The organism is Poritiphilus flavus (genome assembly GCF_009901585.1).
GTDB lineage: Bacteria > Bacteroidota > Bacteroidia > Flavobacteriales > Flavobacteriaceae > Poritiphilus > Poritiphilus flavus.
This window is the reverse complement of record NZ_WXYO01000001.1, coordinates 353,157-365,667: the sequence shown is the minus strand read 5'-3', so window position 1 is coordinate 365,667 and position 12,511 is coordinate 353,157. Positions and strand designations below refer to the sequence as shown.

Annotated in this window: 14 protein-coding genes; 6 read left to right on the top strand and 8 right to left on the bottom strand. The window is 43.7% G+C overall.

The genetic code is table 11. The features are described from left to right. Positions 1-23: 23 nt before the first annotated feature. Complete coding sequence (locus tag GTQ38_RS01395) at positions 24-851, top strand: hypothetical protein (RefSeq protein WP_238857741.1); 828 nt, start codon at positions 24-26, stop codon at positions 849-851. A gap of 85 nt (positions 852-936) precedes the next feature. On the opposite strand, the gene GTQ38_RS01390 is transcribed toward GTQ38_RS01395, so the two are convergent. The 6 genes from GTQ38_RS01390 to GTQ38_RS01365 form a co-directional block, all read right to left on the bottom strand. After that, complete coding sequence (locus tag GTQ38_RS01390) at positions 937-2,616, bottom strand: PhoX family protein (protein ID WP_161433435.1); 1,680 nt, start codon at positions 2,614-2,616, stop codon at positions 937-939. A gap of 195 nt (positions 2,617-2,811) precedes the next feature. Then, entirely contained in the window at positions 2,812-3,216 is a 405-nt protein-coding gene (locus GTQ38_RS01385; protein WP_161433434.1) for a Fur family transcriptional regulator, read from the bottom strand. Positions 3,217-3,226: 10 nt separating this feature from the next. Next, complete coding sequence (locus GTQ38_RS01380) at positions 3,227-3,664, bottom strand: hypothetical protein (RefSeq protein WP_161433433.1); 438 nt, start codon at positions 3,662-3,664, stop codon at positions 3,227-3,229. Positions 3,665-3,669: 5 nt separating this feature from the next. Beyond that, entirely contained in the window at positions 3,670-4,110 is a 441-nt protein-coding gene (locus GTQ38_RS01375) for a hypothetical protein (RefSeq protein ID WP_161433432.1), read from the bottom strand. Next, positions 4,103-5,359, bottom strand: a complete 1,257-nt coding sequence (locus GTQ38_RS01370) for an ABC transporter permease (RefSeq protein WP_161433431.1) — start codon at positions 5,357-5,359, stop codon at positions 4,103-4,105. Before GTQ38_RS01370 ends, GTQ38_RS01375 begins: the two co-directional genes overlap by 8 nt. After that, entirely contained in the window at positions 5,356-5,982 is a 627-nt protein-coding gene (locus tag GTQ38_RS01365; RefSeq protein WP_161433430.1) for an ABC transporter ATP-binding protein, read from the bottom strand. The genes GTQ38_RS01370 and GTQ38_RS01365 overlap by 4 nt, the downstream gene beginning before the upstream one ends. 139 nt (positions 5,983-6,121) lie before the next feature. Here GTQ38_RS01365 and GTQ38_RS01360 point away from each other — a divergent pair, with 139 nt between their 5' ends. Beyond that, positions 6,122-6,541, top strand: a complete 420-nt coding sequence (locus tag GTQ38_RS01360) for a MerC domain-containing protein (RefSeq protein ID WP_238857740.1) — start codon at positions 6,122-6,124, stop codon at positions 6,539-6,541. A 10-nt stretch (positions 6,542-6,551) separates the two neighbouring features. Beyond that, entirely contained in the window at positions 6,552-7,220 is a 669-nt protein-coding gene (folE, locus tag GTQ38_RS01355) for a GTP cyclohydrolase I FolE (protein WP_161433429.1), read from the top strand. Between the two features lie 89 nt (positions 7,221-7,309). On the opposite strand, the gene GTQ38_RS01350 is transcribed toward folE, so the two are convergent. Further along, positions 7,310-8,551, bottom strand: a complete 1,242-nt coding sequence (locus GTQ38_RS01350) for a cation:proton antiporter (protein WP_161433428.1) — start codon at positions 8,549-8,551, stop codon at positions 7,310-7,312. 220 nt (positions 8,552-8,771) lie between these two features. Then, positions 8,772-9,650 carry a helix-turn-helix domain-containing protein gene (locus tag GTQ38_RS01345; RefSeq protein WP_161433427.1) on the bottom strand — a complete coding sequence of 293 codons (879 nt, stop codon included), beginning with the start codon at positions 9,648-9,650 and terminating at the stop codon, positions 8,772-8,774. Between the two features lie 117 nt (positions 9,651-9,767). On the opposite strand from GTQ38_RS01345, the gene GTQ38_RS01340 reads away from it, so the two are divergent. From GTQ38_RS01340 to GTQ38_RS01330, 3 genes are all read left to right on the top strand, one after another. After that, positions 9,768-10,589 carry a sugar phosphate isomerase/epimerase family protein gene (locus GTQ38_RS01340; RefSeq protein WP_161433426.1) on the top strand — a complete coding sequence of 274 codons (822 nt, stop codon included), beginning with the start codon at positions 9,768-9,770 and terminating at the stop codon, positions 10,587-10,589. Between the two features lies 1 nt (position 10,590). Beyond that, positions 10,591-11,424: a phosphogluconate dehydrogenase C-terminal domain-containing protein gene (locus tag GTQ38_RS01335; RefSeq protein WP_161433425.1), complete on the top strand. Its 834-nt coding sequence runs from the start codon at positions 10,591-10,593 to the stop codon at positions 11,422-11,424. A 66-nt stretch (positions 11,425-11,490) separates the two neighbouring features. Beyond that, positions 11,491-12,510, top strand: a complete 1,020-nt coding sequence (locus GTQ38_RS01330) for a Gfo/Idh/MocA family protein (protein ID WP_161433424.1) — start codon at positions 11,491-11,493, stop codon at positions 12,508-12,510. The last annotated feature ends 1 nt before the right edge of the window (position 12,511 follow it).

Sequence of the window (12,511 nt, the reverse complement as noted above, 5' to 3'; positions counted from 1 at the left end):
AGTAACAATTAAATCCAATAGAAATGAAAATGAATAAACCACCTATTATTATGAGCCTGATTCTTTTAGCTGTTGTTTTGGTCTCCTGCAAGCAGCAGAAAAAGGATTCCAGCGTGGACAGTGCCAGGGACAGAGAAATGCAGGGATCCATGGAAAGCGAAGCCCCGCAAATTACCCTGGAAAAACTGGAAGGTTCCCCGGCCTATGCTGATGCTGTTCTGCAATTGGAAGAACCCAAAAACACCACTATTGCAGATGGAGGAGAAGTCAACTTTAATTTTACAATGAACAATTACGAACTTGGGGCACAAACCTCGGGCCCTAACGCTGAGCGGCTGGCCAATTCGGGTAAGGGGCAGCACATCCACTTTATTTTGAATAACCAACCCTATTCCGCTCATTATGAGCCAGCCTTCGCGAAGGAGATTCCGAATGGAGTGCATCATTTGGTTGCTTTCCTGAGTCGTTCATACCACGAATCTGTCAAGAATGAGAGGTCGGTAGTGGTGAAGAAGATGGTCGTAGGCCCGGACGCCGAAGACACTTTAGGATTGGACATGGAGTCCCCAACGTTGATTTACAGTCGGCCAAAAGGAGAATATTCCGGTGCAGATACGGAGAATCTGATGTTAGATTTTTTTGTGTTGAATACCACGCTTTCAGAGAATGGGAATAAGGTTAGGGCAACAATAAACGGTAATGAATTTACGATTTCTGAATGGGCTCCCCATATAGTCAGGGGATTACCAATGGGTGAAGTGACCATTCAGTTGGAGTTAATAGACGGAGAAGGAAATTTGATTCCAGGACCATTTAATCAGGTCACCAGAACGGTGACGCTTAAAGAGTAATTCTATTGGAAAGATCGAAGAAAAGCCAGGTTCTTAAGATCTGGTTTTTCTTCTTTGTCCGATCCCAAATCCGACAAGCTGGGGGTCAGGCTCGTTCCAAAAGATGCAGTTTGTTTAGTTTTTCTATGAGGTCACCGGTAATAGCTACCACTGCGGGTTTTGGTAATCCATCTTCGTCAAAAGGCCATTTACTGGTCGGGTTTTTAAGATCTGTGGTTTGCTCGCCGGGATGTTGTACGCTTAAAAACAAGGTCTTTCCGTCCGGTGAGAACCAGGGACCGGTAAGCTCCGCATCATTGGGGGCTGAAACCAGGCGAATGACCTTACCCTGATCTTTTCCATGACGTGGAATTACGAATAGACTATTGTTCTTAAAGGGTAAGTAGGGACCGTCTTTGTTCATCTTGCTTCCGGAAATATCTGAGGTGAACCATAAATTCCCGGCCATATCAAAAGCCAGGTTATCTGGACAGGAAAAACCGTTTTCCTCTCCGCCAGCCATAAAGGTGGAAGCTTTAAAAGTTAAGGAATCGTACTGCCCATTGGTCTCCTCTACTTTTAATATGGAACCGTGGAAATCGTTTCTATCCGTATTGTTCGTAAGCGAGACGAATACGCTTCCACTAATGGGGTCTATTTCGATATCCTCCGGACGATTCAGCGCTGTGGCACCCAGGATCTTGGCAGCCTCACGGCAGCGGACCAGAACTTCGGTTTGGTCTTTGAATCTTTCCTGTAGCGCAGTTTGGCTTTCCCAATCCAGGGCCAGCCATTGCCCATTTACGGTATCTGCTACATAAAGTATTCCCTCTTTTAGAGAACCGGGTTCAGACGAAACAAATTTGTACAAATGCTCATTGTTTTTGTCGTCCCCGGAATAGGCCACTACACGTTTGTCCGGCAATTCGTAAAGCGTACAACACTCATGGGCGTATCTGCCAATTGCTACGTGCTTTTGGGCTGATCCGTCCTTTGGATCTACTTCCACTACCCAACCATAATGCTCAGGGGGATAGGGGTAGAATCTTTCCCAACCTTCTTCACTGGGACGGTGTTGAGCCTGGTTGTCCAGATCATAAACCGTTTCTCCAAAAAAGCTATCGTAGTTTTCCTCACAGGTCAGAAAGGTATTCCATGGGGTAATTCCGCCTGAACAATTACTATTTGTTCCAATTACGGTCTTAGCCCCTTTGATTGGATGATCCCAATTAAGCGCTATGGGTGTTTTTCCGGTAATACGGCGATTGTGAGCATCGTTCTTTACGATATTCCATTTGCCATTGGTCTGTTTTATACGTACAATGCTTCCGCCGACATTGTACATTTCTTTATCCACTTGCTCCTTTGTTCGATGTTCGTCGGGATTTTCATATTTGGTGGGATCGAAGCCTGAAACAAAAAGGGGATTGACATATTCGTGATTCACCCAAAGCAAACCATCGGTAGGATCGTCATCGCTAAGAGGTAAAAAGCAGGTGAAATCATTGTTATAGCCAAAACTGGCATTTGGACCAAGCGCTTCGCCCCAGCGTACGATCACATGATAGTCTAAACCTTTGGCCATCAGGAGATCGTCTTTATTCGACGGGGCGAGCCCCTCGAGCTTCAATTGCTTTAACCTGTCCAACACGCCCTGACCGGTTTCCATGGTTTTTTCTGTTGGATCTGCTAGGTTCCCGCAACTACTAATAAAAGGAGGTAAAATAGCGGTTCCCATACTGGCCTTACCTAAAAAGCTGATAAATTTTCTGCGATTATATGGCATAGTGAAATTCTATTTTGTTAGATGAATACCCGGAGTGCCTGCCAGGTATTTGATAATTTGTTTATCGGGCGAATTGATTTGAGCTGGGGGAAGATCCATGGGCCTGGTTCTTCGGAACCAGTATAGTGTTTGTATTTAACCGGAATGTTAAAACAATTAGGTGTTTTCATTACTGATGGAATCCCGGGGGTGTTTTCAGCAATCGGCACAAATACCCCTGATTATAGTTTGCACCTTGTTCGTTTTGAATCCTTCAGGGACATTGAATTCACCTGGAGCCGGTGTCTCCATACAATATACTGTTTCGCAACACTCACACACAAAGTGGGCATGATCGTCGCCTTCAATCGGAGATTCTCCAAAGGCATATTTAGCTACTCCGGAATGGTCGTTAATTCGATGGATGATGCCTGCCTGCTCAAAACTTGTGAGATTTCGGTATAGGGTAGACTTGTCTAATTCTTTAACCAATGCGGCTTGCAGGTCACTATAGGACTGGGCATGATCCAAATGGACAAAATGCCGGATCAAGGTCATCCGGACTTTGGTTTTTTTCAGTCCCTTTTGTTCTAAAAGCTGTTTGTAATCTACTTCTTTCATATTTTCCAGCTTATCGAAGGCTCACGGCATCCGCCTTTTCAATTTTATAGTAACAGGCATTCGGATCATCAGGGTTCAACCGAAGTAAGCCCTGGACTGAAATCAACTCATCCATCTCAAAGGGAGGATTCTCATCAAATTGCAGATCGACAACAGTTTCAGGACCACCATTACCACAGAAAAAACAGGAGGCCATAGGATTTTTCGAAAGAAGGTACACCGACCTTTTGACGTCCATAACCAACAAATAGCCTGTGATAATCACCTTTTCTCCTTCCAGGCCTTTCATTTTGTATGAAAAATTGGCTTCCTGGAATTCTGGAAAATAGGTTTCCGGTGAGGGGGTATCCCAAGAAATACCATTAGATAGATCAGCCCAGCTCAAAAGGGTTTGAGCATGGATTTCTGTTCCGATCAAACACAACACTATGATAAGAAATAAACGCATTTTCTTTACTTAACCAATTTACCGCTAGACCCTTCCAGGATATAGTTGCAATGGGATACGTCATTGGCGTTGAGTTCCAGCACTCCGGTAACCACTACAATCTGGTCCGTCTTAAAAGCGGGCTTTTCCTTAAAGAGCACTTCAACAATGGTTTCCGGTCCTGCGGCTCCGCAGAAAAAACAGGACGCCATTGGGTTTTGAGACACTAAAAATACCTCTCCGCTACCGGAAATATCCAAAAAGTATCCCTTTATACTTACCTCTTTTCCTCTATATGATCTTATTTTCTCACCAAACTTGGGCATCAAAAAATGCACCCCGTATTCCTCGCTGTATACGGGTTCAAAACTGACATCGGCAAAATCCTCCCACGTCAACTGGTCCTGGGCCACCACCAACGAGTAGCTAAAAGTTACGAACAAAACGACTAAAAATGATTTAAGCATCTGATAAAGTTTTAGCAACATTTAATTTGAAAATCGAAAGAGAAGCCAACAAGGTGGCAATTACCGCTAATACAATAATAAGGCCAAACAGCACTGATTCCGTAGTATCTGGTCCTAATATTTCTAAGGCATATCCATAGGATTTTTGTGTATAAAGGGAAACTGCCCAAAGCCCTAACCTACCCAGAACCCATCCTAGTACAAATCCTATAAGAGCCAAAAATAGTCCTTCCAGAAGGGCCAATCCAAGAAGTTGTCCAGTTCCCAGGCCGTAGGTTCTTAAAAGTGCCAGTTCCTGTCTTCGTTCCCGGATAGTCCTTAAGAGACTAATAAAGATACTCAATCCGGAAACTAAAAGGATGGCTAACGCGATTCCATTTATAGTTTGCACCCCAGAACCCAGCAGTCCCATTAGTCGCTGTACTTCGAAACTAGGCAATGCTGCCTGCATGGAAGTATTCTCATTGATGAATCTGGGAAGTTGAACCATGCCCAGCGGGTTTTTGAACTTTACAAGTAATGAGGTTATCTCTTTATCTTCATGCTCATGATCCCCCTCATGATCGTGATCCTCTTCATGACGCTCTCCCTCATCGTGATCACCTCCTTCCTCCTTATGATCGTCTTCCGCATGGTCATGAGCATCCCAGATACTTTCCAGATTGGTAATCAGCAGCTGGTCTACCACTGTGCCGGAGGGCTCCAGGATCCCGGTTATGATAAAAGGATGATCATCGTGAACATCAACATCGGAAGCTGCCAGCCCATGAGAACTAACGAACTGGTCTCCAACCTTTAGATCTAACAGGCGGGCGACATTGCTCCCGGCCACTACTTCGAAAGATCTTTTATAAAGTTTTCCCTGGGATAGTTGGGTATTGTAATGATCCAGATACCCGGGTTCTGTGCCTAGAATACGGAAGCCTTTATAGTTGTCGCCATAGGAAACAGGGATGGCTATCTGAACAAATGGGTGTTTTTGAAGGGTTTTGGCTTCCTCCAATTTAATATTACCGGTTGGAACATCAACGTGCAGTACGGAAGACAAAACCAGTTGTAAAGGACTGCCCTTTGCGCCAACAACCATATCAAAAGGCGCGATGTTCTTGTTGAGTTGCCCTCCCAATTGCTGGCTGAGTTGTAATACAAACGTCACTAATGAAACGCTCAACAACAATAACATCAGGCTCAAGATCAGGTTGAGCGGTTTGGAGATCATATTCCTGTAAGCAAGATAACTCAGCTTCATAGTACGACCTGATTTTGAAAATGCGACATTACCCTCATATCATGGGTAATAATTAATAAGCTGCTCTTACATATTTCGGCCTCTTCCTTAAGTAGCTCGATGACCTTTACACAATTCAGATCATCTAAATTGGAAGTGGGCTCATCTGCAAAAACGATTTTAGGCCTGTGGATGAGTCCCAGGGCAATGGAAAGCCTTTGCTGCTGTCCCTGACTTAAGGCCGTTACTTTCTTATGGAGATGATCGGCCAGTCCTAAGCGCTCGGCGAGCTCCAGTCTTCTCTTTTTGTCATTCGCGCTCTTAGGGAAACTTTGCCTTAGGCGAAGATTATCTGAAACATTCAGGGATTTGATGAAGTGGTATTGTTGAAAGATAAGACCTATGTGCTCCCCCCGAAATTTATTCAATGTATTAAGGGCCAAAGAATGTAAGTCAGTTCCTGCAATGGATATGGTCCCATCCAAAGGAGCCAAAAGGCCTGCCATAAGGTAGAGCAGGGTTGTCTTGCCAACCCCGGAAGGGCCAATTACAAGAAGATGATCCCCTGGATCCAGGTCTATATCAGGGAAAGTGAACTCTTGTCCATTTTCATAGGCATAGCTCAGATTTGATGTCTTGATCATCAGAACATTTTTGCAAAAGTAAAAGAAATATAAATGCAACCGAGTTGCATTTACAAAAATAGACTACTTTTGCGCAGATATTATGATCGGGGCTACAGAGTAGTTTCGTATTGTCTAACCTTAAAATGAGTTTTTGCTCATGATGAAAGTAGTCAATCTGACCTCCAAATCCGACTTTATTGGAGTAATGGCCAGTAGCCTGTGTTTTGTACACTGTATAGCAACGCCACTCCTTTTCGTAGCCCAGGCGGGTTCGGCGGTTGCAGGAGAGGTACATCCCTGGTGGTGGGGAACTTTGGATTTGACTTTTCTGCTTATTTCATTTTTCGCTGTGTACTGGTCGGCCAGGAAAACTTCTAAAAAGTGGGTGAGATATGCCTTCTGGGGTTTATGGGGCGCATTGGCTTTGATCATAATCAATGAGAAATTAGAATTGTGGCGTCTTGCTGAGGAAGTAATATATCTTCCTACCATAGGTCTGATCTTTCTTCATTTTTACAATCGTCGCTATTGCCAATGTGAGGATGAGCATTGTTGTGCCGATCACATAACACATTAAATCTGTCTTTATGGATAAATCCAAAATAGAGGTTATAGGGAACAACCATATTGGCACTTCCCTCAAAACCCCTATGCGAGAAGATGCATTTGCGCATACGGATGCGGAGAAAATCAGCAATATTCAGTTCCATTTTTCCAAAATAATGGAGGAGTTGGGTTTAGACCTTTCAGACGAAAGTCTGTCGGGAACTCCATACCGCTTTGCCAAAATGTATGTTAAAGAATTGTTCTACGGTCTGGATCCTAAAAACAAGCCAAAGATCTCTACCTTCCCAAATACTTACGGTTATCAACGAATGCTGGTGGAACAGGATATCACTATAGACTCCTCCTGTGAACACCACTTCTTACCCATCGCAGGGAAGGCGCATGTGGGTTACATTCCTGGAGAAAAGGTAGTGGGCTTGTCCAAAATAAACCGCTTAGTTGATTATTACTCCCACAGGCCACAGGTTCAGGAACGTCTCTGTCTTCAGATTCTTAAAGACCTTCAGGAGGTGTTGGGTACGCGGGATGTCATCGTTGTTGTACATGCCAGGCACTTATGTGTTTCCTCCAGAGGCATCAAGGATAAGGAAAGTTATACCACCACCCTGGACTATGGCGGCGTATTTGAAAATGAGGATAGGCGTGCCGAGTTTTTCAATCTTTTAAAAAATGACGGTAACAAGGTTTAGTCCTTCTGATCAGACCTAATGGATAGCCGGATGGGAATTGCAATTCAAATTCCTGTCAATGCGCATGCGCCAAAGCGATAGGGTGTTGTTTACTTCAACTGCAGTTTCTTTATCAATTTTTCTACTGTAAGTCCCTGTACCAGTATGGAGAAGATCACAATGCAATAGGTGATTACCAGGAAAAGATCGCGCTCCATAGCTTCCGTAAGCCCCAGGGCCAGTGCGATTGAAATTCCACCGCGAAGTCCGCCCCAGGTCATTATTACGGCCGTATTCGGTACAAAATCCAGCCTTTTTCGGAAGAGAAGCACCGGACCGATAAGGGACAGGTATCTGCAGATCAATCCGAGAGGTATAGCCAATAATCCCGCGTAAACGTAAATCGGTTTGGAGTCTAAAACCAGTATCTCCATTCCGATAAGGACAAACAAGATCGTATTCAGCAAAATGTCTATCAGCTCCCAGAATTTGTCTACATAGTCTTCTGTTAGTTCAGACATGGACTGTTTTCTGATCTTATTGCCACCCACAAAAAGACCTGCCACCACCATGGCAAGGGGCGCGGAGACGTGAAGATGGGTAGCGATCAGCGTACCCGTCATTACGGTGGCCAGGGTAATGATCACCTCAATATTGTAATCGTCAATCCTTTTAAGTAATCGAAAAGTAAGCCATCCCAGGAATAGTCCAAGCAGTAATCCCCCAAATACTTCAACCGCGAATAACTCCAATATATCGTGGAAGGAGAAACTGTTTCCCGAGCCGCTGGCCAGGCCAAAAATGGTTAAAAAGATCACCACACCAACCCCGTCGTTAAAAAGGGATTCCCCTACAATTTTGATCTCAAGTTTTTTTGGGGCACCTGCCTTTTTTAGGATTCCCAGAACCGCAATGGGATCTGTAGGAGAAATCAAGGCCCCAAAGAGCAGACAATAAATAAACTCAACCTGTAGCCCTAGCAGCATCAACAAATAATAAACCCCTGTGCCCACCAGAAAAGTAGAGACCAGCACACCAAAGGTGGCGAACACCAACACCGGCCATCCTTGTTCCCTTAGCTTTTGCAAATCAGTATGTAAAGCTCCCGCAAAGAGCAGGAAACTCAACATTATATCCAGCAATACAACCTTGAAGTCAATGCTGGAAATAATAAAGCGTTCCGCCCGCAGTAAGGTATCGTCAAAATAACTCAGGGCAAAGACTGCCAGGGTAAAGATTATGGTGATCAGCGTAAGCCCGATAGTATTGGGTAATTTGATAAATCTGGCATTGATGTACCCGAATAAGGCCGAGATAAAAACAAGTACACTGGTGATTGCAAAGTAATCCATGGGTTGGTAGTGCTTTAAGTGGTTTTCAGAGGTTGAATTACAGCTCGAAATATAACTGATTTTTCGTTCTCCAAGGCAAGAATCCACCAATAACTACAGCGAAAAATCCACGCTATGCCTGAGATGGATTTTTTGGTTCCAGCCAGTTTAGGAAGGGCTTTTTATACTTTATGGATTTTGGTTCCAAAGAACCTTCATTTTTATTACGGTAAACACCGATTTACCACCTAATTACCTGCTTGCCTTCGTATGATTTATAGGCCGATGGGGGCATGCCCACAATTTTTTTAAACACTCTGCTAAAAAAAGTAGGGGAAGTGAAACCACTCTGATAACATGCTTCCGTAACATTGGTATGCTGTTTTTGCAGCAATTCACATGCATAGGAAATACGTATTTCATTCAATGTTTGCGTCATGCTTTTTAAGGTGAGCCTTTTGTAGTATCTGCAGAAAGAGGTTTCGGTCATACTTACTAACTCAGCTACCTCTGAGAGTTTTATCTTATTTCTAAAATTCTTATAAATGTATTCCTTTACGAGCTGCATTCGGTACTCATCCAGCTCTGAACGGTTATATTTCGTCTTGGTGGCCAACAAAGTCGGGCTTTTCTCTTCTGAAAGTACGATCAATATTTCCAAGAGATCCAGGAATTGGCGAGTACTGTTTCTTTTTGAGATGCCATCGATAAACCGCCTTACCTTCGCCGTAGTCTTTTGGTCAAAGTGAATTCCGTTTTCTGCCCTGGAGAAGAGTGCAAGGATTCTTGCCATTTCCGGTATTCTAAAGAAGTCCTTGCCGGCGAAATCATCTCTAAACTGTATAACTACTCCTTCTGGTTGGTTGTTTAAATGGCTTGACTTATCTGAATGCTCAAAAATCACATGAGGAAAATCCTGGCCCAATAGTACCATTTCACCCTCGTTAAATTCGGTGAATCGATTCCCCATCATGGCGGCAACCCTACCTTTTTTAAAGAACATGATCTCCAATTCACTGTGATAATGCCAACTGGTATGTAGATCAAAAGGCCCTTCCTTAATAACAAATGAGCAATGTTTTTGATGGTTTATATGTCTTAAGGCGGGTTTAGAGGTCATTATATTTGGTCTTATTTTGCCCGATTTGGTTTCTAAGGCACATTTTAGGATAGAATAAGATAAATATAGGCAAATCCGATGATATCCCGGGCCTTGATCTTATTCTAACTTTATGCCATGACTAAGTTGGGTATCAGTTCATATACTTTTCCCTGGACCGTAGGCAGCCCGGAGGATTCTCATGGAAATCTCAGCAATGCAAAAGCATTGATACAGAAAGCGGTGGAATTCGGAGTAGACAGATTACAGATAGGGGATAATATACCCTTACAGGATTTCTCATCCGAAGCACTTGAGTCGCTGGTGGGTTTGGCAAAGGAAGAGGGCGTACAAATCGAGGTAGGCACCAGGCGTTTGACCAAAGCGCGCATAGAACAATTCGTCCCAATCGCTTCCTCTTTTGGATCGCCCTTTATCAGGGTAGTTATTGATGATGTGGATTATGAACCTAAAGTAGAAAGGATAATCGAAATCATTAAAGAGCTTCTGCCTTTACTTAAATCGCGAGAAATTGTACTGGCAATTGAAAACCATGACCGTCTTTCCTCGGCCTCCCTGGCCAAAATCGTTGAAAGCACAGACCCGGAGTACGTCGGGATATGTTTGGATACCGCCAACTCCCTGGGAGCAGGCGAAGGTATACATGAGGTAATTCGCAATTTGGGAGCTTATACTGTAAACTTGCACATCAAGGACATTACAATACGTAGACTCGAACACAAAATGGGATTCAAGGTGTTAGGTTGTGCTGCCGGAACAGGAATCATTGACATTCCTTTCCTCATTGATTTTCTAGCTAAAAATCTAAAGTTGATTTCAATAACCTTAGAAGTCTGGTCAGATTATTTAAATACGTTGGAAGAAACCATAAAGCGGGAGCATTTGTGGGCCGGGGAAAGCATTTCATATCTAAAAAAAATCATAGCAAAAACGGAATAACATGAAAAAGATAGTATTAATGGGAGCCGGCGGTAAAATGGGGTGTCGGCTTACCGATAATTTTCTAAAACATCCCGAATACAATGTCAAATATGTGGAAATTTCGGACCAGGGAATACAAAACTTAAAAGAGAGAGGGGTCAACATTAGCAGTGCTAATGAAGAGATTCCCCTCGCAGATGTGGTAATTTTGGCTGTGCCGGATGTCGCTATTGGAGCCATTTCAGAAACCGTGATTCCGCAAATGAAGTCGGGAGCACTGGTGTTGACCTTAGATCCGGCCGCGCCTTTGGATGGAGTTATCACACACAGAGAAGATTTAGGTTATGTTATTGCACATCCTTGTCATCCCGGGATCTTTAATTGGGAAGCAACCGAAAGCGATTTTAGGGACTTTTATGGAGGGATAAGCGCTAAACAATCCATTGTGGTGGCCTTAATGCACGGATCGGAAGACCATTATGAGCTTGGAGAAACGATTTCACAACAAATGTACGCCCCCATCGATAAAACACACCGAATTACGCTGGAGCAGATGGCCATTTTGGAACCGGCGATGGTAGAGACTCTCGCCCAAACTGCCATGGAAGTCGTAAAAGAAGGTTATGACAAAGTGCTAGAGCTCGGTGTACCTGAGCCCGCAGCAAGAGATTTTGTAATGGGACATTTAAGAATTCAGATCGCGGTCTTGTTTAAAGAGGTGAATGGGTCGTTTTCAGATGCTGCCTATAAAATCAGTAAACGGGCAAAACCAATTTTGTTTAAAGAAAATTGGCAAAGAATCTTTGAAATGGATGACATTAAGGAACAGGTAAAGGATATAACAACTAAATAATGAGCTACTGTCAGGAAAGAGCAGTTTTTGAGCATAGATGATAGTAAGTCGATTATGTGAATTGGAATGGAAAAACTGAAATTTGCGATTTTCGGTACTGGATTTTGGGCGAATTTTCAAATCCCGGGCTGGCAGGAACTTGAGGGAGTTCAATGCGTCGCGGCCTATAATCGAACAAGGTCCAAAGCTGAAAAGCTTGCCCAAACTTTTGGGATACCCGCTATATATGATAGCCCGGAAGCGTTAATTGCAAATGAGGATTTGGACTTTGTCGATATTTGCACCAATGCGGAAACCCATTTACCCCTGGCAAAAATGGCTGCGGAACATGGCCTGGATATTGTCTGCCAGAAACCCATGGCACCCTCGTTACTGGAATCTCAAGAATTAGTTTCCATATGTTCAGCCCAGGGAGTAAAGTTCTTTATCAACGAAAATTTCAGGTGGCAGGCGCCCATCCGAAAATTGAAAGAAGTTATGGATTCCGGGGTGATCGGAACCGCATTTAAGGCAAGGGTATCTTTCTGTAGCGCATTCCCGGTCTTTGACAACCAACCCTTTCTGGCCGAATTGGACCATTTTATTCTCACGGATATTGGATCGCATGTACTCGATGTTTGCCGATTTTTGTTTGGTGAGGCTCAAAGCTTGTATTGTACGACCCGCCGTATCAACAAAAACATAAGAGGAGAAGATGTGGCCAATGTACTGATGAAGATGCAAAACCAGATGACGTGCTTTGCAGAAATGTCATACGCCTCAAAACTGGAAAAAGAATCGTTTCCACAGGTACTGGTCTCGGTGGAAGGATCCAGGGGATCTTTGGCACTGACCCACGACTATACCCTTAAAACCACTACCTCTGGCGGAACAGTTTCTGAGGTTATAAGGCCAAAAGTTTATCCTTGGGCCGACCCGGAATACGCTGTTGTGCATTCCAGTATAGTAGATTGTCAACGGGATATCTTGAAAGGTTTAAAAGGAGGAGAGGCGGAGACCACCGGGGCGGACAACTTAAAAACGGTAGAACTGGTTTGGAAAAGTTATGAATCAGCAGAGGAAGACATGCTGATCCGTTTGGATTAAA

Excerpts from the sequence above, each read along its gene's own strand:
- GTQ38_RS01395 (WP_238857741.1), top strand. The coding sequence starts at position 24 with ATGAAAATGAATAAACCACCTATTATTATGAGCCTGATTCTTTTAGCT.
- GTQ38_RS01390 (WP_161433435.1), bottom strand. The coding sequence starts at position 2,616 with ATGCCATATAATCGCAGAAAATTTATCAGCTTTTTAGGTAAGGCCAGT.
- GTQ38_RS01385 (WP_161433434.1), bottom strand. The coding sequence starts at position 3,216 with ATGAAAGAAGTAGATTACAAACAGCTTTTAGAACAAAAGGGACTGAAA.
- GTQ38_RS01380 (WP_161433433.1), bottom strand. The coding sequence starts at position 3,664 with ATGCGTTTATTTCTTATCATAGTGTTGTGTTTGATCGGAACAGAAATC.
- GTQ38_RS01375 (WP_161433432.1), bottom strand. The coding sequence starts at position 4,110 with ATGCTTAAATCATTTTTAGTCGTTTTGTTCGTAACTTTTAGCTACTCG.
- GTQ38_RS01370 (WP_161433431.1), bottom strand. The coding sequence starts at position 5,359 with ATGAAGCTGAGTTATCTTGCTTACAGGAATATGATCTCCAAACCGCTC.
- GTQ38_RS01365 (WP_161433430.1), bottom strand. The coding sequence starts at position 5,982 with ATGATCAAGACATCAAATCTGAGCTATGCCTATGAAAATGGACAAGAG.
- GTQ38_RS01360 (WP_238857740.1), top strand. The coding sequence starts at position 6,122 with ATGATGAAAGTAGTCAATCTGACCTCCAAATCCGACTTTATTGGAGTA.
- folE (WP_161433429.1), top strand. The coding sequence starts at position 6,552 with ATGGATAAATCCAAAATAGAGGTTATAGGGAACAACCATATTGGCACT.
- GTQ38_RS01350 (WP_161433428.1), bottom strand. The coding sequence starts at position 8,551 with ATGGATTACTTTGCAATCACCAGTGTACTTGTTTTTATCTCGGCCTTA.
- GTQ38_RS01345 (WP_161433427.1), bottom strand. The coding sequence starts at position 9,650 with ATGACCTCTAAACCCGCCTTAAGACATATAAACCATCAAAAACATTGC.
- GTQ38_RS01340 (WP_161433426.1), top strand. The coding sequence starts at position 9,768 with ATGACTAAGTTGGGTATCAGTTCATATACTTTTCCCTGGACCGTAGGC.
- GTQ38_RS01335 (WP_161433425.1), top strand. The coding sequence starts at position 10,591 with ATGAAAAAGATAGTATTAATGGGAGCCGGCGGTAAAATGGGGTGTCGG.
- GTQ38_RS01330 (WP_161433424.1), top strand. The coding sequence starts at position 11,491 with ATGGAAAAACTGAAATTTGCGATTTTCGGTACTGGATTTTGGGCGAAT.